General features: G+C 47.6%; 23 protein-coding genes and 2 tRNA genes. 15 read left to right on the top strand and 10 right to left on the bottom strand.

Annotated elements, in window-relative coordinates:
- Window positions 1–43: 43 nt before the first annotated feature.
- The gene (locus AC0LWN_RS15780) at window positions 44–1072 is read right to left on the bottom strand and encodes a CdaR family transcriptional regulator (RefSeq protein WP_474666860.1); all 1029 of its coding nucleotides are present in this window, start codon (window positions 1070–1072) and stop codon (window positions 44–46) included.
- Window positions 1073–1246: 174 nt separating this feature from the next.
- On the opposite strand from AC0LWN_RS15780, the gene AC0LWN_RS15775 reads away from it, so the two are divergent.
- Window positions 1247–1981 carry a hypothetical protein gene (locus AC0LWN_RS15775; protein WP_474666858.1) on the top strand — a complete coding sequence of 245 codons (735 nt, stop codon included), beginning with the start codon at window positions 1247–1249 and terminating at the stop codon, window positions 1979–1981.
- Between the two features lie 455 nt (window positions 1982–2436).
- On the opposite strand, the gene AC0LWN_RS15770 is transcribed toward AC0LWN_RS15775, so the two are convergent.
- A complete protein-coding gene (locus tag AC0LWN_RS15770) occupies window positions 2437–3312 on the bottom strand; it encodes an S-layer homology domain-containing protein (protein ID WP_474666856.1) in 876 nt (291 codons plus the stop codon).
- Window positions 3313–3518: 206 nt separating this feature from the next.
- Window positions 3519–4496: an S-layer homology domain-containing protein gene (locus tag AC0LWN_RS15765; RefSeq protein ID WP_474666854.1), complete on the bottom strand. Its 978-nt coding sequence runs from the start codon at window positions 4494–4496 to the stop codon at window positions 3519–3521.
- A gap of 198 nt (window positions 4497–4694) precedes the next feature.
- Between AC0LWN_RS15765 and AC0LWN_RS15760 the strand changes: the two genes are divergently transcribed.
- Both AC0LWN_RS15760 and AC0LWN_RS15755 read left to right on the top strand, forming a co-directional pair.
- Window positions 4695–4964, top strand: coding sequence for a hypothetical protein (locus AC0LWN_RS15760; RefSeq protein WP_474666852.1), 270 nt, complete (start codon window positions 4695–4697; stop codon window positions 4962–4964).
- Window positions 4965–5783: 819 nt separating this feature from the next.
- On the top strand, window positions 5784–6077 hold the full coding sequence (locus tag AC0LWN_RS15755) for a phosphatidylinositol kinase (protein ID WP_458964562.1): 294 nt from the start codon (window positions 5784–5786) through the stop codon (window positions 6075–6077).
- A 152-nt stretch (window positions 6078–6229) separates the two neighbouring features.
- Here the strand turns inward: AC0LWN_RS15755 and AC0LWN_RS15750 are convergent, their stop codons facing one another.
- Window positions 6230–6463 carry a helix-turn-helix domain-containing protein gene (locus AC0LWN_RS15750; RefSeq protein WP_458964561.1) on the bottom strand — a complete coding sequence of 78 codons (234 nt, stop codon included), beginning with the start codon at window positions 6461–6463 and terminating at the stop codon, window positions 6230–6232.
- A gap of 533 nt (window positions 6464–6996) precedes the next feature.
- Window positions 6997–7275, bottom strand: coding sequence for a hypothetical protein (locus AC0LWN_RS15745; protein WP_474666850.1), 279 nt, complete (start codon window positions 7273–7275; stop codon window positions 6997–6999).
- Between the two features lie 138 nt (window positions 7276–7413).
- Between AC0LWN_RS15745 and AC0LWN_RS15740 the strand changes: the two genes are divergently transcribed.
- Together AC0LWN_RS15740 and AC0LWN_RS15735 are read left to right on the top strand one after the other, a co-directional pair.
- Window positions 7414–7593, top strand: coding sequence for an Arc family DNA-binding protein (locus AC0LWN_RS15740; RefSeq protein ID WP_474666848.1), 180 nt, complete (start codon window positions 7414–7416; stop codon window positions 7591–7593).
- Window positions 7594–8169: 576 nt separating this feature from the next.
- Entirely contained in the window at window positions 8170–9213 is a 1044-nt protein-coding gene (locus tag AC0LWN_RS15735) for a GGDEF domain-containing protein (RefSeq protein ID WP_474667120.1), read from the top strand.
- 35 nt (window positions 9214–9248) lie between these two features.
- Here the strand turns inward: AC0LWN_RS15735 and AC0LWN_RS15730 are convergent, their stop codons facing one another.
- Entirely contained in the window at window positions 9249–9824 is a 576-nt protein-coding gene (locus tag AC0LWN_RS15730) for a CGNR zinc finger domain-containing protein (RefSeq protein WP_474666846.1), read from the bottom strand.
- Between the two features lie 211 nt (window positions 9825–10035).
- Here AC0LWN_RS15730 and AC0LWN_RS15725 point away from each other — a divergent pair, with 211 nt between their 5' ends.
- Window positions 10036–10527 (top strand): DinB family protein, encoded by a 492-nt coding sequence (locus tag AC0LWN_RS15725; protein ID WP_474666844.1) that lies wholly within the window; start codon window positions 10036–10038, stop codon window positions 10525–10527.
- 127 nt (window positions 10528–10654) lie between these two features.
- Here the strand turns inward: AC0LWN_RS15725 and cmpA are convergent, their stop codons facing one another.
- Window positions 10655–10792 carry a cortex morphogenetic protein CmpA gene (gene cmpA, locus AC0LWN_RS15720; RefSeq protein WP_458964554.1) on the bottom strand — a complete coding sequence of 46 codons (138 nt, stop codon included), beginning with the start codon at window positions 10790–10792 and terminating at the stop codon, window positions 10655–10657.
- Window positions 10793–10903: 111 nt separating this feature from the next.
- Window positions 10904–11263, bottom strand: coding sequence for a hydrolase/acyltransferase (locus AC0LWN_RS15715; protein ID WP_474666842.1), 360 nt, complete (start codon window positions 11261–11263; stop codon window positions 10904–10906).
- A 119-nt stretch (window positions 11264–11382) separates the two neighbouring features.
- On the opposite strand from AC0LWN_RS15715, the gene AC0LWN_RS15710 reads away from it, so the two are divergent.
- A complete protein-coding gene (locus AC0LWN_RS15710; protein ID WP_474667118.1) occupies window positions 11383–11868 on the top strand; it encodes a SprT family protein in 486 nt (161 codons plus the stop codon).
- Here the strand turns inward: AC0LWN_RS15710 and AC0LWN_RS15705 are convergent.
- Both AC0LWN_RS15705 and AC0LWN_RS15700 read right to left on the bottom strand, forming a co-directional pair.
- A complete protein-coding gene (locus AC0LWN_RS15705) occupies window positions 11861–12499 on the bottom strand; it encodes a pentapeptide repeat-containing protein (RefSeq protein ID WP_474666840.1) in 639 nt (212 codons plus the stop codon). The two genes, AC0LWN_RS15710 and AC0LWN_RS15705, sit on opposite strands and share 8 nt — an antisense overlap.
- Window positions 12500–12535: 36 nt before the next feature.
- Window positions 12536–12964 (bottom strand): Lrp/AsnC family transcriptional regulator, encoded by a 429-nt coding sequence (locus tag AC0LWN_RS15700; RefSeq protein WP_474666838.1) that lies wholly within the window; start codon window positions 12962–12964, stop codon window positions 12536–12538.
- A 127-nt stretch (window positions 12965–13091) separates the two neighbouring features.
- On the opposite strand from AC0LWN_RS15700, the gene AC0LWN_RS15695 reads away from it, so the two are divergent.
- From AC0LWN_RS15695 to AC0LWN_RS15660, 8 genes are all read left to right on the top strand, one after another.
- Entirely contained in the window at window positions 13092–13844 is a 753-nt protein-coding gene (locus tag AC0LWN_RS15695; RefSeq protein WP_474667116.1) for an MBL fold metallo-hydrolase, read from the top strand.
- A gap of 88 nt (window positions 13845–13932) precedes the next feature.
- Window positions 13933–14008 (top strand) — tRNA-Asn (locus tag AC0LWN_RS15690).
- Between the two features lie 8 nt (window positions 14009–14016).
- Window positions 14017–14105: transfer RNA gene (locus AC0LWN_RS15685), tRNA-Ser, on the top strand.
- A gap of 124 nt (window positions 14106–14229) precedes the next feature.
- A complete protein-coding gene (locus AC0LWN_RS15680) occupies window positions 14230–14391 on the top strand; it encodes a hypothetical protein (protein WP_474666836.1) in 162 nt (53 codons plus the stop codon).
- Window positions 14392–14791: 400 nt separating this feature from the next.
- Entirely contained in the window at window positions 14792–15697 is a 906-nt protein-coding gene (locus tag AC0LWN_RS15675; protein ID WP_474666834.1) for a branched-chain amino acid ABC transporter permease, read from the top strand.
- Window positions 15698–15709: 12 nt separating this feature from the next.
- Window positions 15710–16678, top strand: a complete 969-nt coding sequence (locus AC0LWN_RS15670) for a branched-chain amino acid ABC transporter permease (protein ID WP_474666832.1) — start codon at window positions 15710–15712, stop codon at window positions 16676–16678.
- Window positions 16647–17429, top strand: coding sequence for an ABC transporter ATP-binding protein (locus tag AC0LWN_RS15665; RefSeq protein WP_474666830.1), 783 nt, complete (start codon window positions 16647–16649; stop codon window positions 17427–17429). Before AC0LWN_RS15670 ends, AC0LWN_RS15665 begins: the two co-directional genes overlap by 32 nt.
- 5 nt (window positions 17430–17434) lie before the next feature.
- Window positions 17435–18136 (top strand): ABC transporter ATP-binding protein, encoded by a 702-nt coding sequence (locus AC0LWN_RS15660; protein WP_474666828.1) that lies wholly within the window; start codon window positions 17435–17437, stop codon window positions 18134–18136.
- Window positions 18137–18173: the final 37 nt, after the last annotated feature.

Raw genomic sequence — 18173 nt, 5'->3', positions numbered from 1 at the left:
CCGCACATCCACTCGCCGTATATCGCTTGTTCCGCGGGCAGCATCACTTGTAAAGCGCCAGCAAGCCGTGTGTCAGCTCGAACAGCTGCAGCAGATTGCGCGGATCTTTGCCGGTGAGGGTCTGAATCCGCTTCAGGCGGTATTGCAGCGTATTGCGGTGAATATTGAGGTCATCGGCGGTGTGGGAGACACTGCAGTTATGATTGATGAAGCTTCTAAGCGTCTCAATCATATCCACGGCATCCTCCAGCTTGGCGGCGCTGTTGAGGTTGTTCGTCAGATTGGCGTGGCTCAGCTTCACCAGGAACTCGGCTTCTCCAAAAGTTACGACCTGTGAAGCCGGCTTCAGCGCCAGCAGAACATTCATGGACGACTTGGCCTGCCGGTAGCTCTCGGCAATACTGGCCTCCTGCCTGCCGGCGGCGACCAGCACCCGGGACCGGTTCTGCAGAAGCTGGCGGATCAGCGGCCCGGGGTCGCCTGTATTTTGAATGATCAGCAGATGCGTGTCTTCATCAATGGCGAAGCTGGGATAACGCAGCAGCAGCTTGTCCGTGTCCTCTTCGGCGCTGAAATGCTTGATGTGCAGCACAATGCTTTTCAGAAGCAGGTCGATTTGGTAGGGCGCGGCTTCTTTTCTCAGCTTTTGGGAGTATGTCCCCTGATGGCTCAGCAGCAGCTCCAGAAAAGCTTTTTTGCGGCTGGCTTCATGTGCCTGATGCTCCAGGCTGTTACGCTGCTCAATCAGCAGGGACACTGTGGTTCTTACAATATTGCAAAAAGGGCGGACCTCGTCCGGATTCCCGGAAATGCCGATAACCCCGACACGGGTATGACCGATGACAATCGGCTCATTGGTGCCTTTTTTCTCGAAGCGGCTGTCCTCCCAGACCTCAACTCTTTTGCCAGTGGACAGTGCCTTGACCGCTCCCGGATGAACCGTGCCAACCCGTTCCTTTCGGCCGCTGCCGATAATGATGCCGTCTGCATTCATGATATTAATATTGTAAGGGATGTCCATCATCATTTTATCCACGATTTCCTGGGCCTGACTCTCGGATAGCTGAACCAAATCAAGGTCCTCCTTTAGCAGTTCATGTACAGTTGTGCATCTGAACAAAAGTATAACGGATTCTCTTGCCGCTGTCAGTGGATCGCAATTTCCAGTTTTTTGCCATGATCTGCAACCTTATCCGGATTTACAGCGTCTAAGCAAGGGAGAAGCAGGGAGAGGAGGAGGATTTAGTTGGTTGTTGCAAAAGGATTCGGACGTTCCGCCCTTGTAGCTGTCATGCTGGTCCTTGCGGCCTGCAACTCAGCACCTGATGCAGAACCGGAAGCAACGCTTACGCCGGAACAGACGCAGGGGCAAGCTGAAGTGAAGCCATCACCAAGCCCGTCGCCAGCTCCATCGGAACCGGCAGAAAGTCCACCGCCGGAAGCGGAGCCGCAGGAAGCGCCGGATGAGGGAGCACCACCTACAGCTCTCGAAGCGGCGACCACAGTGATGCGGGCGCTCAGGAACGGTAACATGAATACACTTGCTTCCTGGGTGCACCGGGACAAAGGCGTCCGTTTTTCACCCTACGCCTATGTTGATACCACAACAGATCTGGTATTTACCGCCGATGAGCTGAAAGGTCTGATGAAAAATCCCAAACAGTACGTATGGGGCCAATACGCCGGTTCAGGCGAGGCCATAAAGCTGACCTTTGCTGAATACTACAAACGTTTTGTATATGATGCCGACTTTTTTAATGATGCGGAAAAGGCTCTGAACAAGGGGCTGGGGCAAGGAACGACCGTCAACAATATCAATGAGGTCTACCCTAGAGATAGCTATGATTTCGTCGAATATCACATCGCCGGCGTCGATCCTTCCGCTGAAGGCATGGACTGGCGCAGCCTGCGGCTGGTTTTTGAACGAATCGGGCAGGACCACGCCCTCGTAGGCATCGTCCATGATCAGTGGACGCCGTAAAAGGTAAGAGACGGACGCACCGCTGGTTCATTCCAGTGGCTGTGTCTGTTTTTTTATGCGAGTTATTCTATGGCTACACTCAAGATTAAGCACATTTACCTTCATGGGGATTAGGTGGAAAAAGTAACACTAATTCGACCATATAAACTGTATGGAGAGATTTAAGTGGAAAAAGTAAAACTAATAATTTTGCTGCGTGGGGATTAGGGCTAGTCTTGCCGTATTCCGATAAATTAAGCGCATACATTCCACCTGAATTGCTGAAACGAACGATATTCATAAAATTAGTTGGAGAAAATCCACTATAGCGCAAAGGTACATTAGTTGAGTTGCCATGTGTTGCACTCCTGGACAACTATAATGGTGCAGGAGTGTAGCAAACACAAAAAGGCCGCGTTCCCAATATGGGAAGCTGGTCTTTTTGTGGTGCGCCCGGCATGGGCGTAATCTCTGATTTACTTAGTACTGTACTTCTGGAGAACTTCTTTCTTCTCTAGCAGAAGGTAGATTCGGTCCAGGATGGTTACCATCTCGGCTCTTGTAATCGGTGCAAGGGGTCTAAAATAACCATTGGCATCGGCGGTGATGATTCCCTGAGATTGCATACTCGCAATTGCTGATGCCTGTACTGATGAAACATCGTCATTCATGTAGCGGACCCCTGTTTTTTCAACATTAAAAAGGATTGGGAACACCTTTTCATTCGTATTCGTTGCAGCCCCGGTAGAAGCACTGTAACGTCCATCCGTACTTCTATACCGCTCAAAATCTTTTTCATTAGTAAATTCTTTGATAGGTATATCCTTGAGCCCTTTCAATGATTTGAACTTTTCGTCGCCACTCATTTCTGCGATTAACTCTTGATCGAAAAAGGAGTACAGCATATTTGTGAGGGAAAGACGGGTAATTCGAGCTTCTGGCTTAAAAATAAACTTCCCCGACTCGTTTGCTGAAATCGCTCCGCCCCAATTGAAAGTATAGTCGTAGATCGCAGAGATCTCCTTATAGGCCCAATAATTCTTTGGAACATCAGGATAGCCGAGAATCTTTTCATAACCTGTAGCTTTTAGGTTTGGTCTGTACTTATCGAAAAGACGGTAAACCATGACAGAAAACTCCGCTTTGGTAACCGTTCCTTCAGGTCTGAATGTTCCGTCTGGATACCCCTTGAGTATGTCATTATCATCCATAAAATTGATTGACTGCATAGCCCATGCATACTTCTCCTCATTTATGTCGGTATACCTTGTTTCAGCATGGGCAGTGGAAGAAAGAATCGAACCGAGAAGTATAATGATAATTACTAAGCTTGCGAAAGTTTGTTTAACCATGGTTGTCCTCCAAAGTAGTTGTGTATGTATTCCCAGATTTGTTTTTTCCTTTGAAAGGTATCACCGGGAGGTATAAATTGTCAATCAGTAAAATAAATACTCGTAAGTCGTGGGAAATTGTTACAAAAACAAATAATGCCCTTCCGGCTTCCTGTTAGGAAGTGAAAGGGCTGAAAGGTTTTCTTTCCCGTGATCTCAATCGCAGCTTACATCCCGCTGGAAGCAGGAGGTGAAGTGGTGCTGGACAAAGACTTGGCTACCGCTGTATAGCCTTCCGGCAGATACGTTACTGCGGTGGCTTTGGAGATGACCTGCGCGTACATTTGGCCGGGGGCAGGTTTGGTTACGGTGAAATAAATGACCGCTGTTTTGTTCTTGCCGAACTCAATCCGCTCGATGGAGAGTCCGTAGCCGGGATTGGGCAGATTGCTTACGGTCAGCGTAGCTTTGTTTACGCCGTCGCCGGCTTTTTCAAGAGTGACTGCAGCCTCGTAAGCATAAGACGGAGCGGTGCTGCTGTCATCCGGTTGAATTACTGTTGCAGCGAATTTCGCAGCGTCGTAAATCCAAACCGCAGCTTCGGCGCGGGTAACGGGATCATTCGGGCGGAAGGTGTTATTTTTCTCCAGCGTCACCAAATGTGTGTTCACCAGAATCTGCAGGCTGTTCATTTCCGCTGAAGTCAGCTTACTGCCATCTGTGATGTTGGCGTACATCTTCGTTACCGGGAAATTCCCCTTACTCTGTAGAGCTTGGGTCAGCAAATGCGCGAACTGGATGCGCGTCATCACAGCATTCGGATCGACAGTCTTGTCCAGAGACAAGCCGTTCTGCTTCGCAGTCAGGAAGGCGGGGGCATACCACGCTTTATCCTTCACTTTGTCAAAATAACTGCTTGCCGCATTTGAGCTGCCGCCAGCAGATGCCTGCGGAGACAACTGTAGTCCACTGACGATAAACTGGATGCCTTGAGCAAAGGTCAGCTTTGATTTTGGCGCAAATCTATCGCTCGTCACTCCATTTATAACTCCTTTTTGATGCAAAGCGTTGATTTTTGATTCGGCTGGGTTGCCTTTTAAATCGGTAAAAGCAAAAGCGGATACTCCAAAAGACATACTTGCCGCCAGAATGCCGCACGCCAAAGTTATTTTTTTCGCGCTGGTCTGGATAGATTTATTCTTCATTGTGCCTCACCTCTTATCCTCTTAGATGGCGGAATGCCGCAAAATGTTGCAGATTCGCACAAATTATCATGAATTTAGTTTGCGACAGGAGAACGTAGATGATTCAGCGGCAGGGGAACAAGAAGAGAGATAGCTGCCGGAATGATTCAGGTCATTTCCCTGTATAATGAGATACCTTGATTAAGCGGAGGAGTACACATGATCATTTGGGGGACACTTATCGGCATTGCGGCTGCTGTGGTTTTATCGCTCGTTCTGGGGCCATATGCCATCCTGGTGTTACTTGCTACCGGGTTTGGAATGGTGCTCAGCACCTATGTCAAAACCAAAGAAATCCACGCCGATGTCCAGCGGATCAAAGAAAAGCTTGGAATCACAGACGAAGGTGAACCAGTTGTGAGCAACGAAGAAATCGAGGCGGAGCTGGAGCGTGTACTTTTGATGGAACAGAGGAAAACAACCGATTAGAGGATGCGCGGGAAAAGTGATTATGATTAGAAAAATAGATACTGCTTGCTTGTTGCCAGATAGAGTACAATAAACGGTGTACCAGCATCTGGAACTTAATTTTGTGTTGCGAATGTATAGCGTACATAAAATCGCCGGGTTCTTTGCACTAAGATTCTTACATTATTTGTATGTTATTTAGATGGATTTGTTTATTCATCTAAGAATTAAGCGTGTTTCTTACTTGTTATAAGGGTTTTCATCCTTTTTTTGGTCGAAAATCACTGTCGCTCCCTATGTGGGAGCGTGGATTGAAATCCGCCCAAAGCTTTCATCACATAGGGGTCTTTTTCGTCGCTCCCTATGTGGGAGCGTGGATTGAAATGTACCGCTGTGTACTGAATTCGGCAGCCGCAACGTCGCTCCCTATGTGGGAGCGTGGATTGAAATAAACCGGAAAGAACAAGATCATCATTGTATGAACGGTCGCTCCCTACGTGGGAGCGTGGATTGAATTTACCGCGCTTATCAGCTCCTTTGTAGGAGAGAGGGTGTTAACCCTCGTTATTTCAGAATTTCAAGTCCTCTCGCACTGTCCCAGGTCATGTTTTCGTTGTTCTATTCAGTTGCCTGTTGATGGAAGGGGGCTTTCCCCGATATGTCCGCCCACATTAATGACAAAGATTTTTTGACAAGCGTGATTACTTACTGCATTATCTCTCCTTAAAAAGGACTTAATTTATCATGAAATTTTTGAGTTATAGGCATATGCCGTGATTGATCTAGGTTGTAGTCCATAGACTGTTGTCGAGATATTATTTGAGGAGGTTATCCATATCCATGGAAACAAATTATCAACAAGTCGCCTGGAACTGCATGAATAAATACGTTGGTATAACAACAACTGACGGTCAATCTCACGATGGGTTTATTGCTCATGTTGATCAGGACTACATTACGCTTGCTATTCCCACAAACGAAATGATTGGACAAATGAACGGAATGCCCGCCAGAGAAGCTACGTATAGACAATTTGGCTTTTTTCCAGGTTTTTTTCCACGCCGCCGCTTTTTTCCGAGACGCATACCATTTGGTGCAGTTACCGGGTTGTTCTTGCTTCCGTTCTTCATTTGACCTGATTTAATGGTCGCTCCCTATGCGGGAGCATGAACAGCAACTCATACTTTCAATTTTGCTATTTAGTAGCTTTAGCTAAACAGCCCACAGAACAAAAAGCACTGAACTTCCGCTCATCGAGAAGTTCGGTGCTTTTTATCTATCACAGATTATGCTTTGCGACGTACTTCGAATAAATCATTAGGACTGACATCAAAGTAAAGACATAACTTCATTATCAGCTCTGCTGAAATTTTCTTCTTTTCCATATTAGTGTTATGCATTAATTCCATTATCGTAGTTCTGCGGTGCCCGATCTCTTTGGATAATTTTAGTACGGATATATCATGCTCTTTTAATATTGTGTCTAATTTGCAGTAAAGTGTGTATTCGTTAAAGTCCATTTTGATCCTCCAGCGATTCGGAATTAGTTACACTTTTAAAGTGCATGTAGTATATTGTTGATACAGAAGTTGAACTTTAAACGTGCAATGAGGTTCCGCTCAACACGGACTTTACGGTGTAAGTAGTTAGAATGCTTGATATGAAAAAGTTTGACATGAGCTTAGCGGGTAGATATAACTTTCATTAACTAATGCAGTATTAAACTTAGAGAATGAAGCTGTTGTTAGTAAAGAGATGCTACTTGATGCGAAATGACGTACAATAAATGGTGCACCAGTTTTTTTACATTATTTGCATGGGATTTAGATAGGTATTAAAATTGAACTAAGAACTAAGCATTTTCTGACCGTTATAAGGGTTTCCTGAAAATCGCTGACCTCCCTATGCGGGAGCGTGGATTGAAATGTCTAACTCTAGCCAGAGTTTTTTAATGTCACTCCTATGAATGATAAGAACCATGCTTGAAATCGTTGTAGAACAAAGTATTGAATTTCTAAGGAATTAAAGAGGACGATATATAAATCTACCGACACTACACATCGACTAAAAGTTTGTTAAGATTAATGCCATCTTTTAAGCCCTGCTTGTACATTAATGTTTCCGCAATGCCCTGAAGTAGAGTGGTGTTTGTATCATAATTTTGAAGAGTTTGTTTATATTCTGGAGGGAGAAAAGAGATCAACTCTACAAACAGTTGATTGCACTCCCGTATTAATTGCTTATATTCATCGGTATTAGACAATATTGAGTGTGCAGTATACTCCATTCGGATAGAGAGGAACTGGTCAAAAGCTTGCTCCAGATTTTTCATGAAATCCTCCAACGAAAAATTAAAGTAAATGTATAAATCAAATTATATAGTGACATCACTTAGATGTCAATGTGAATCTATAAGTGCTTTTTTCACAATGATACAATAATGACATCACTTTTAGGGAGTACAATACATATGGCGACTGATAAAAGAGTGTTTACGTTACGGTTGAGAGATGAAAATTTCAACAAAATTAAATATATTGCAGATAAGAATAAACGTTCTATTGCTATGCAAATAGAATTTCTTATTGAGGAGCATATAGAGCAATTTGAAAAGGAAAAGGGAATTATTAAAACGGATGAAGAAAAATAGCTTATTATAGAAGAGAATGGCCTACAGAATCATGCATGATCTAAGGGACATTCTTTTTTTGTATTGAATTGATTCTGAATGAAATTGTGTAAACTAATCACATTGTTTTCTTCCATAAGGTTGTGTCGATGCTGTAAAAAAGTGCGAACCTAAAGCTCACACAAAATCCCTAGGAGGTTCGCATTCCTTACTGTAGAAAGGATCGTGAAGGATTTTAAAGAATATATCTCAGAAAAACCTTCTGAATTTATGATGTTCGCACTTTTATCGCTTTGACCTTAATTGGTAAGGAACTCAAGGCGTATCGTCCCTCCCCCACACATGAGCATGCATTGATTCCTTTATGTTATAATGTCAAGTGGAATGTTTTGACGCTCCCTATATAGAGCACGGATTGAATTCCATTCAAGCTTAAACTACGAAGTATCATTTCCCCTCCGTATCATGGTAAAATATTGTGACTTGTGCAGTTACAGTCTACTCTATATTCAGCAGGTGACCGTTTTGAGATTACGAGATTTCATTGGCGCTTCGGCTACCTCGGCCTATCGGCAGGAGAAGTGGATCAAACGTTTTTTGCAGATATATTGGCTCGTGATTGCCTTTCATTTTATAGCGCAATTGGGCTCGTTTTTATTTCTCCCATATGATAGGACGGCGCATGATTTTTATTTTAATGTCCTGCTGTATCCTACCTTGCTAATGGGGGCGGTTGTGGCCGTGGCCCAAGTGATGGATTATAGCGGCTCCAAATATTCGATCCTCTCACTTTTTTTGGCGGGGACGATTATTGCTATGATGATTATCCATCTGAACATGGATATCCGAATTATTGGGGCGCTTATGCTATTGCCGATTTTTGCGTCGGCGATTTTTTATAGACTGGATTTAACCTGGTATACGTTTGCGCTGCAGGCGATAGCCTTTTTTGTGCTGTATCGGTGGGATTATTGGTTTAAGTTTTTTTTGAGCTCGTTTGACCTGGTTGCCATTCCGATATTTCTTGTGATGGGCACATTGATCGCCAGCGTTATCATCATTAACGGGCGCGAGCTGGTAAGTGACCTGGAGACGACGCTGACGGCCAAACAGGATTTGCTGATTGAGAATGCCATCATACGCAAGCTGTCGACAACGGATGCTCTGACGGATCTCTATAACCACATTTCCTTCCACGAGTTCTACGACAAGGCGTTGGAATATGGGGATCAAGGCGCACCGTTTCATCTGGCCCTGATTGATATTGACAACTTTAAAATGATCAATGACAAATATGGACACCGGACAGGGGATATTATTCTGGCCAGGGTAGCCAAGATAATCCGGGAGATGATTTCACCAGCGGATATTGCTGCGCGTTATGGCGGCGAGGAATTTGCAATTCTGCTCTTTGAGAAGACCTTTGAAGAGGCGGCTGAGATGACGGAAAAGATTCGCCTGCGGCTCTCAGATACCCCACACGAAGAAATGGCGGGCGGGGTGGTCACAGTCAGTATCGGGCTTGGGAGCTACGCTAAAGGGACAAGCAAAGAGAAGCTGTTCGAGGAAGTAGATGCTCTGCTTTATACCGCCAAACGCTCCGGCAAAAACAAGTTAATGGCCCTGGTCCATCAGGTATAGCTTGTACATAGTGCATCTAGGCTTTGAACGTTGTTCTATTCTTCGGTGGTGCTTCCTTTATCGCCTGCCTTTTTTCGCGCCCGAAAACGCCGGACCTTCATCAGATTGCCGCAGAGCTTATCGTCGCAGTAGCGCTTGGAGCGGTTACGGGTGTCATCGTAATAGACCCAGAGGCAGTCCGGATTTTCGCATATGCGGAAGCGTGAAGTTTCTTTCTCAAGTATGGCAGCGACAAAAGAGTACGTTATCTCCGCCATGATCTGCCCCCAATCAGCACGCTGCGGCAGGTGGGAAAGCTCCGCTTTACCGTCACCATTCCAGATAATCTGCCTTATCGCTGGCCCATGGCTCATATATACATTCATTTGCTCCAGCAATGTTTTGTCCGGGGCATGGCCCTGTACCAGCTTCTGCACCTCATCCCACAGTAAGCCGCGGAGCTGCTGCAATTGCTTCAGTTCCTCAGGCTCAGGCGGCAGTGCCGCCGGCAACGAATGCTGCTTCAGCCAGTCCGTAAGCCATTCCGGCTCCTCCAGCTTGTCCCGGTCTTTACTGCGGTCGCCAGTCCGCCAATCCCGCCAGTAGCTGTTAATGAAATCATCCCACAGCATGTTCTATTCCTCCGTTCATTCGGTAACCCTTCTTTTGATTGTAACAGTTGAACATTGTTTTTGCTAGTTACTTGAATCGTGGCAGGAATTGTGCTACATTTTCAGTGTAACTATTATTGGCGATGTTAAGTCGTTACCGAATTCGAAATTGTTTTTTGGAGAATTGAAATCAATTTGAAACTGTTGTTACCAAACTCACAGGAGGTACAATATGCAAAATAAGATCAGTGAAGTTTTGCTGCAAAACTGGGATTATGCTATGGATATCGAGGATTGGTCGCCGCCGCTTAGCGCAGCGCTGGAAGGTGTGAGCAGCGATCAGGCGAGCTGGAAGCCGGAGGGTGTGGCTGGAAATACGATTTGGGAGACGGTCAACCATTTGACCTATTACAAGGAACGTCTGCTGAACAAGCTCAGAGGACTGCCACAGTTGCCTCCCCCTGAGAGCAATGATGCTACTTTTACAGTTGCGGCGAGTGGTGAGGAAGCGTGGGAGCAGGCGGTAGCCAAGCTGAAGAGCGTTCACGCTTCATTGCGTGAGGTCATTGAGGCGCTGGAGGAAGGTGCTTATGACTGGGGCGGCTCGGGGCATGCTCCGGGTGAAGAAGTGATGAGCCTCATCCTGCATGATGCCTATCATACCGGCCAAATTGTGCTGGTTCGAAAGCTGCAAGGGTCCTGGCCGACGAACCGGAGCTTTTGACTAAAATCACGGCGAGCTTCACGGTCAGCGAACGTAATAGCCCTGTCTCCGCATCTCCGGGCAGCCGCCGCCCAAACAAAACCCATCCCAGCTTCATCGAGCGGGATGGGTTTTGTTATACAGATACCTATACTTCCCGCTTAATGGAGTCACGGGATTCGGACGAGTTGCGGTAAAAGAACCAGCATTCATTAAGCAGCTTGATCTGACGGCGGTCCTTCTTGTAATAAGCCTTCATGAGCTGATGGCAGAGCCACTGCGGCATGGGTACCCCTCCTCTGGCATGCTAACGTAAGATAGCATATGGGAGAAGTCGCCCAAAGGTGCGGCGGCAGCGCTTTATTTGAAATTCCTCATCGGTATCCAAAAAGAGGAGCTACAGCACGCCTTCTTCTTCCTCTTCGTACCACTGCTCAAGCTGGGCCTGCAGCGCGCGGATTTCCGTCAGCAGCGAGATGAGCGGGTAGCTGTTCTCCTGAATGGAGGCAAAAGCTCCCTCCAGCCGGTTGATATAAGCCAGCCCGGACTCCAGCGAGTGCTCCTCGCGCAGCAGCTCCAGAGAATCGCATTCCGCAATAGACAGCGGCAGGTCCGGCACATTATCCGCCGTCAGCTTGTCGATCTCTTTATTGAGGCGCAGATTGAGTGCGCTTAGCTGATAAGCATATTCCTCCGGCATTTCCACGAATTGCAGTTCCTGATGCTGCTGCAAAATTACATACCGCATTTTCGGCATAAGACATTCTCCCTCCGTACTTGTCTTCCTTCTTGACAGTGTAGCCTATGGGCAAGTTACAATTCAAGTAGATATATGAATTCCTGTGGAGAGGACTTGTGAGATTAGCGATGATAAGTATGAGCAATGAAGAGCTGCAGCAGTGGATCGAACAGGTGTCGCAGATCAGCTTCGGCGTGCCGTTCCGGCACAAAGCCAGCTTTAACAGCAGACTGAGCACAACGGGCGGACGATATTTTACCAAAAGCCATAACATAGAGATCAATCCAATGCAGCTAGAGATGTTCGGACGCGAAGAAACCGAGCGGATCATTAAGCATGAGCTGTGCCATTACCATCTGCATCTGGCGAAGAGAGGATATATGCACCGGGATGCCGATTTTAAAAAACTGCTGGCTATGGTCGGCGGCAGCCGCTTTTGCCAGACCTTGCCCGGAGCGAAGGCCCGCAAGCCGCAGCCTTACCGGTACAAGCTCGTCTGCACCGCCTGTGCCACCGAATATCCGCGCAAGCGCAAAGCCGATCCGAAACGCTACCGCTGCGGCAACTGTGCCGGCAAGCTCAAGCTGGTCCCGCTGGAAGAAGGAAGAGGCAAGGCTACTTAATCACAAGACCGAGAAGTCCGGCGAAGGAAGCAGCTTGTTCAGCAGAGATGATGCAGCCTGCAAGATCCTGGGTATCGACATGCAGACCGGTGAACTGGCAATCGCTCAGGTCGATGTCTTTTAACTTGCAGCCCGCAAGTGTAGCCTGGTCAATATCGCATTCCGAGAATTCTACGTTGTTCATACTGGCCTGATAATAATCGCTGCTGACAAGCCGGCAGTTCGCAAAAGCCGTCCCTTTAAATGTGCCGAAGCGGAAGCTGGCGAAATCCCCGATAGAGTCCACAATCCTGACATTCTGAAACCGCCCCCTGCTGAAGTCCGTCCCAATCAATTTACAGTTCCGAAACTCCGTCCGATGCACAAAAGCGCCGCTGAAGTTCACGTTCGACAGATCACAATTTTCAAAAATCACATCCGTAAGCTCAATAGCTTCCAGGCTGGATTCCGTAATCGTCACATTCCTGAAAATCACCTTGTCGAAGGAGACTCTGACGGCTTCCTGATATTCGAGGAGACTGTCGCTGATGATGCAGCGGCTGTACTCCTCTTTGGATTGCAGAGCGTTCACTTGCTGCGGGAGCAGGGTGGCAGGCTCGGGGATTTTGGGCAGATCAATTTTATTCTTCATATATGTAGACCTCCGTGTGATAAATTTTTTGCAGGATTATTTCAGTTGTCCCATTCCGAGATTGACCCGATAATTGCCATACTCCAGCAGTTGGTCCAGAAAAGCATTCAGCTCCTCCTGATCTCTGACCCGCACACGTATCCAGTAGCAGCCTTCTCCGCTGACACGATGCAGCTCAGCCACCCCACTGTGATCCTGCGCAAACTTTTGAAATGATGGATGGGCCTTATTTGAACTCAAAAACACTGTGATAAACGCATGAATATCCAGCCCGACCTTCTGGGGACTCCAGCGCACGGTGTAGCCTTCAATAATCTCCAGTTCCCGCATTCTGCGGATTCGTGCGCCTACAGCCTGACCTGTCATGTGTACAAGCTCTCCGATTTCCTTGTGGCTCCGCGTCGAGTCTTCTATAAGGTACTGCAGGATACGGTAATCTATATCATCTATTAAGTAAGGGGTCATCTTCATAAAATCCTTTCCGGGTGAAAGTAGAACAGGCGAATCTCTTTCGCCGCACAATGTATTCTTGAGCGAGGGGTGTCTATAATTGATTGTAGCAGAAGACAGCAAGAAGAAAGAGGTGTTTGTGATGAAAATTCAACTCATCCGCCATGCAGCCCTGTGGCTGGAATACGGTGGCGTTACTTTCCTGATTGACCCTATGCTCGGAGAAAAAGAGGTTAACCCGCCGATTCCGAATACGGAGAATCAACGCAGAAATCCGCTCGTAGCCTTGCCGGGACCGGCTGAGCAGTGGCTTGCACCGGATGCGGTCCTGGTTACACATCTTCACCCGGATCATTGGGATCAGGCGGCAGTGTCGCTTTTGTCCAATGAGCTTCCCGTGTTATGCCAGGACGGAGATGGAGAGACTATCGCGGCGCAGGGATTTAAGCATATTTCTGTGATTGACGACAGCGAGGAGCTGCAGTTTCAGGGAGTGACCCTGAAGCGGACCGGCGGCCGGCATGGAACGGGAGAGATCGGGAAGCTTATGGGCAAGGTGTCCGGTTTTGTTTTCCGGGCCGAAGGAGAACCGACCTTGTATCTTGCGGGGGATACAATTTGGTGTGAGGAAGTCAAGCAAGCCCTGGATGAGCATACTCCTGAAGTAATCATTGTCAATGCCGGTGGAGCGCAGTTCTTAACCGGGGGACATATTACGATGAACGAGCAGGATATTGTGGAGCTGTGCCGCTATATCCCGTCAGCTTCCGTTATTGCGGTACACATGGAGGCCATTAACCACTGTCTCGTCACCCGTGGGCAGCTTAAGGAGCGGCTGGAGCAAGAAGGGTTATTGGAGCGTGTCGCGATTCCGCTGGATGGGGAATGGTGTTAGGGATATACTGAAAACGATATCAAATTTATTTTTTCAGGCTTGACTAGACCAGAAAATCATGATAAATTATTTCTTGTTCACGTAATGTTCCCTGATAGCTCAGTTGGTAGAGCACTCGACTGTTAATCGAGTTGTCACAGGTTCGAGTCCTGTTCGGGGAGCCATTTTTTTTGGAGAGATACCCAAGTGGCTATAAGGGGACCCTCTGCTAAGGGGTTAGACTGCGTAAGTGGTGCGAGGGTTCGAATCCCTCTCTCTCCGTTGGAAAACTTCCCTGTTAGGGATGAGGAAAATTAACTAATTAATACAAGAAGAGCTTCCAGGCGGGGCTCTTTTTTTGTTGTTTCGATAAGGTCGGCATCGTCTGCAGGGCACTGTCGCCAGAATGCCCGGAAACAACGGCAAAAGTGCCGTTGTTGGAGCCGCCGAGGCCGATATGCCTCGAAACAACGGCAAAAATGCCGTTGCTGGGGCCGCCGAGGCCGATATGCCTCGAAACAACGGCAGAAATGCCGTTGCTAGAGCCGCTGCGGCCGATATGCCCTGAAACAACGGCAAAAGTGCCGTTGTTAGAGCCGCCGTACCAACCTGCACATTAAATTAATGGTTTAATGCGGTAAAGAGACAAATGTTATATGAATTACGGTAAAGTGAAGCATTATGATAAAAAAAGGAAAAAACTGAAGAATGCATACACTTTTAAATCCTCTGATTTTCTCCAGATATCTTCGAATTATTCCTCGACAGCGTCATTATATCACGCAAACATATCGCATATATGTTAATTAAAGTTACACAAATTTCGAATTTTATATTACGCTCCAAGTTTTTTGGTGACGGGATTGTGGGTATGTGTTAGTATAAATGACATAAAAATGAAATTGAATAAAAAGAATCCAAGGAAGAAGAAGGGGTATTATGGATATTTATAGGAAGAGGGGATGGCGATGGAGTATTTCATTCAGCAATTAATTAACGGGATTTCCGTAGGCAGTATTTATGCTCTGATCGCCCTGGGGTACACGATGGTCTACGGCATTATCAAGCTGATTAATTTTGCGCATGGCGATGTATTTATGGTGGGTTCTTTTATCGGATTGTACAGCGCGAGTTATCTGGCAAACGCAGGTTTGCCCCCGGTGGTCGTCTTGCTGCTGTCACTTGTCATTTCGATGACGGTCAGCGCCCTGCTGGGCATCACAATTGAAAGGCTGGCCTACAAGCCGCTCCGCAAGTCGACGCGTATTGCAGCATTGATTACCGCGATTGGCGTATCCTTTTTACTGGAGTATACGGGAGTACTAATTCTTGGACCGCAGGCTAAAGGCTTCCCGGATATTATGGAGAAGAAACAATACACCTTGTTCGGTTCATCCATTCAAGTGGAATCGAACCAAGTAATGATTCTTCTAACAACGATAATTCTTATGATTATTCTGCAATACATTGTCCATTACACCAAAACCGGCAAAGCGATGCGGGCGGTATCGTTCGATGTGGAGGCGGCTCGCCTGATGGGAATCAACGTGGATCGCACCATTTCGGCAACCTTTGCTATCGGTTCGGCACTTGCAGCAGCGGCAGGTGTAATTTTCGGTATGACTTATAACACGGTTGATCCTTTGATGGGCGTTATGCCAGGCCTTAAAGCTTTTGTAGCTGCGGTACTCGGCGGAATCGGAAGTATCCCGGGAGCGCTTGTAGGCGGATTGCTGCTGGGAACGGTAGAGACAGAAATTTCTTCACTCGGATTTTCCTCCTGGCGTGACGGTGTGGCCTTTGCTGTCTTGATCCTGATCCTTATCTTTAGACCATCCGGGCTGTTCGGCAAGAATGTCCGGGAGAAAGTGTAGGAGGGGAGCGGCATGAAAAAGCTGAACAAAAATTTCTGGGTCGGCATTATTGTTGCCCTAGCGTTCTACGGCATCGTACAAGTTCTTCTAACAACAGGGATTCTTAGTGATGTGAACAGGTCTACGCTGCTGCTGATCGGTGTCAACATCATGCTTGCGGTATCGCTTAATTTGATTACAGGGATTACCGGACAGTTTTCCATCGGTCATGCAGGGTTTATGTCAGTGGGGGCGTACACCTCGGCTATCCTGACGCTGGATTACAATGTTCCATTCATAGCGGCGATTATTGCCGGCGGGCTGCTGGCAGCGGTATTTGGAGTCTTGATCGGCATGCCTACACTGCGGCTCAATGGCGACTATCTGGCGATTGCCACCCTTGGGTTCGGTGAGATTATCCGCATCATTATGCTGAACACGGAATATGTAGGCGGGGCTTCCGGGCTTAGCGGCATTCCGGCCAAAACCACATGGACTCTGCTGTTCCTATTCACCTTGATTACGGTTGTAGTGATCAATAACTTTATCAGATCCACCCACGGCCGGGCTTGTATAGCGATACGTGAGAATGAAATTGCCGCCGAGGCGATGGGGATTAATACGACACGCTACAAAATTATCGCTTTTACCATCGGTGCTTTATTCGCCGGTATTGCAGGCGGCTTGTCCGCGCATACGTTCTACGTGATTACTCCCGGGAGCTTTAACTTCCTGAAATCCTTCGAAATCATCGTTATGGTTGTGCTCGGAGGGCTCGGCAGTACCGCTGGCTCCATCGTTGGCGCGGTATTCGTTACTCTGCTGTACACCTATCTGCGTGAAGTCCCGGAATGGCGGATGATTATTTATTCGATTGTGCTGATCCTGATGATGATCTTCCGGCCAAGCGGCTTGCTTGGGAAGACTAAATTTTCGCTGGGCAAGTTGGGTAAAAAGGAGGCAGAGTCCCATGACGCAATCAAAGGCAGCAGTGCTTCTTGATGTTAAGGAGGCCAGCCGTTCTTTTGGCGGGCTTAAAGCGCTGTGTGAAGTTTCCCTTCATATTGACCGAGGGGAGCTGATTGGCCTGATCGGGCCTAACGGTGCAGGAAAAACAACGCTGTTCAATTTGCTGACCGGAGTTTACCCGCCTTCTACAGGCAGCATTATCCTTAACAATGAATCCATCGGCGGTATGAAGCCCTACAAGATTAACCATAAGGGAGCTGCCCGCACCTTTCAGAACATTCGGCTGTTCACATCAATGACCGTACTGGAAAATGTCAAAATCGCCTTTCACCAGCATGCCGGACACTCCCTGCTCACCTCTATGCTCCGGCTGCCGAAGCATTTCAAGGAAGAGGACGAAATTACGCGGAAGGCTATGGATATTCTGAAAATATTCAGTCTTGCCGATCAGAGCGAAGAGGTTGCCAGCAATCTCAGCTACGGGAACCAGCGGCGGCTGGAAATCGCTCGGGCGCTTGCCGCCGGTCCTAAGCTTCTGCTGCTTGATGAGCCTGCGGCGGGCATGAATCCGAATGAAACCCGTGATCTGATGAACCTGATTGCCTGGATTCGCAAGGAGTTTGACCTTACCATCCTCTTAATTGAGCATGACATGTCTCTTGTAATGGGAGTTTGCGACCGGATTTATGTGCTCGACCGCGGCATGCTGATTGCAGAGGGCACACCTCTGGAGATCCGCAGCAATCCCAAGGTTATCGAAGCGTATTTGGGACAGGAGGCGTAAGGGCTATGCTGAAGGTACAAGGAATCAACGTTTATTATGGGGCCATTCATGCGCTGAAGGATCTTAGCATTGAAGTCAGACAAGGAGAAATTGTGACGCTGATTGGTGCCAATGGTGCCGGCAAATCTACGCTGCTTAAGACACTTTCAGGGCTGCTTAAGCCGAAGACGGGCAGCATCGACTTTCTGGACAAATCAATTACTGGCCAAAGTGTTCAGGCCATCGTCAAGGAGGGCTTGATTCATTGTCCCGAAGGACGGCGCGTATTCGCCAATATGTCGGTGGAGGAGAATCTGGAGCTTGGCGCTTACCTGCAGGATTCCGCAAGCCTCGCGGCTGATTTTGAAAAAGTCTACACGACCTTCCCGAAGCTTCTGGAACGTAAAAAGCAACAGGCCGGCACCTTATCTGGCGGCGAGCAGCAGATGCTGGCTATGGGGCGGGCGCTTATGGGCCACCCTAAGCTGCTGCTGCTCGATGAACCATCCATGGGCCTGGCCCCGCTGCTGGTGCAGGATATTTTCAACATCATCAAGGAGGTTAATGCTGCCGGCACGACAGTGCTGCTGGTTGAGCAAAATGCGCATCAGGCACTAAAAATTGCCCACCGCGCTTATGTGTTGGAAACCGGGAGAGTGGTGCTGGAGGGTGACGCCAAGGAATTGGCTGATTCGGAGGAAATCAAAATGGCATACCTCGGACATTAGTGCCGTAGCCTGCATGTAACATCACAGAAACAACATA

The organism is Paenibacillus sp. sgz302115 (genome assembly GCF_056120445.1).
The sequence above is the reverse complement of the archived record's forward strand: the minus strand, read 5'-3'. Positions and strand labels throughout refer to the sequence as shown.

What these genes read in the sequence shown, in the direction of transcription:
- AC0LWN_RS15770 (WP_474666856.1), bottom strand. Translation starts at nt 3,312, where the DNA reads ATGGTTAAACAAACTTTCGCAAGCTTAGTAATTATCATTATACTTCTC.
- AC0LWN_RS15765 (WP_474666854.1), bottom strand. Translation starts at nt 4,496, where the DNA reads ATGAAGAATAAATCTATCCAGACCAGCGCGAAAAAAATAACTTTGGCG.
- AC0LWN_RS15760 (WP_474666852.1), top strand. Translation starts at nt 4,695, where the DNA reads ATGATCATTTGGGGGACACTTATCGGCATTGCGGCTGCTGTGGTTTTA.
- AC0LWN_RS15755 (WP_458964562.1), top strand. Translation starts at nt 5,784, where the DNA reads ATGGAAACAAATTATCAACAAGTCGCCTGGAACTGCATGAATAAATAC.
- AC0LWN_RS15750 (WP_458964561.1), bottom strand. Translation starts at nt 6,463, where the DNA reads ATGGACTTTAACGAATACACACTTTACTGCAAATTAGACACAATATTA.
- AC0LWN_RS15745 (WP_474666850.1), bottom strand. Translation starts at nt 7,275, where the DNA reads ATGAAAAATCTGGAGCAAGCTTTTGACCAGTTCCTCTCTATCCGAATG.
- AC0LWN_RS15740 (WP_474666848.1), top strand. Translation starts at nt 7,414, where the DNA reads ATGGCGACTGATAAAAGAGTGTTTACGTTACGGTTGAGAGATGAAAAT.
- AC0LWN_RS15730 (WP_474666846.1), bottom strand. Translation starts at nt 9,824, where the DNA reads ATGCTGTGGGATGATTTCATTAACAGCTACTGGCGGGATTGGCGGACT.
- AC0LWN_RS15725 (WP_474666844.1), top strand. Translation starts at nt 10,036, where the DNA reads ATGCAAAATAAGATCAGTGAAGTTTTGCTGCAAAACTGGGATTATGCT.
- cmpA (WP_458964554.1), bottom strand. Translation starts at nt 10,792, where the DNA reads ATGCCGCAGTGGCTCTGCCATCAGCTCATGAAGGCTTATTACAAGAAG.
- AC0LWN_RS15715 (WP_474666842.1), bottom strand. Translation starts at nt 11,263, where the DNA reads ATGCCGAAAATGCGGTATGTAATTTTGCAGCAGCATCAGGAACTGCAA.
- AC0LWN_RS15710 (WP_474667118.1), top strand. Translation starts at nt 11,383, where the DNA reads ATGAGCAATGAAGAGCTGCAGCAGTGGATCGAACAGGTGTCGCAGATC.
- AC0LWN_RS15705 (WP_474666840.1), bottom strand. Translation starts at nt 12,499, where the DNA reads ATGAAGAATAAAATTGATCTGCCCAAAATCCCCGAGCCTGCCACCCTG.
- AC0LWN_RS15700 (WP_474666838.1), bottom strand. Translation starts at nt 12,964, where the DNA reads ATGACCCCTTACTTAATAGATGATATAGATTACCGTATCCTGCAGTAC.
- AC0LWN_RS15695 (WP_474667116.1), top strand. Translation starts at nt 13,092, where the DNA reads ATGAAAATTCAACTCATCCGCCATGCAGCCCTGTGGCTGGAATACGGT.
- AC0LWN_RS15680 (WP_474666836.1), top strand. Translation starts at nt 14,230, where the DNA reads ATGCCCGGAAACAACGGCAAAAGTGCCGTTGTTGGAGCCGCCGAGGCC.
- AC0LWN_RS15675 (WP_474666834.1), top strand. Translation starts at nt 14,792, where the DNA reads ATGGAGTATTTCATTCAGCAATTAATTAACGGGATTTCCGTAGGCAGT.
- AC0LWN_RS15670 (WP_474666832.1), top strand. Translation starts at nt 15,710, where the DNA reads ATGAAAAAGCTGAACAAAAATTTCTGGGTCGGCATTATTGTTGCCCTA.
- AC0LWN_RS15665 (WP_474666830.1), top strand. Translation starts at nt 16,647, where the DNA reads ATGACGCAATCAAAGGCAGCAGTGCTTCTTGATGTTAAGGAGGCCAGC.
- AC0LWN_RS15660 (WP_474666828.1), top strand. Translation starts at nt 17,435, where the DNA reads ATGCTGAAGGTACAAGGAATCAACGTTTATTATGGGGCCATTCATGCG.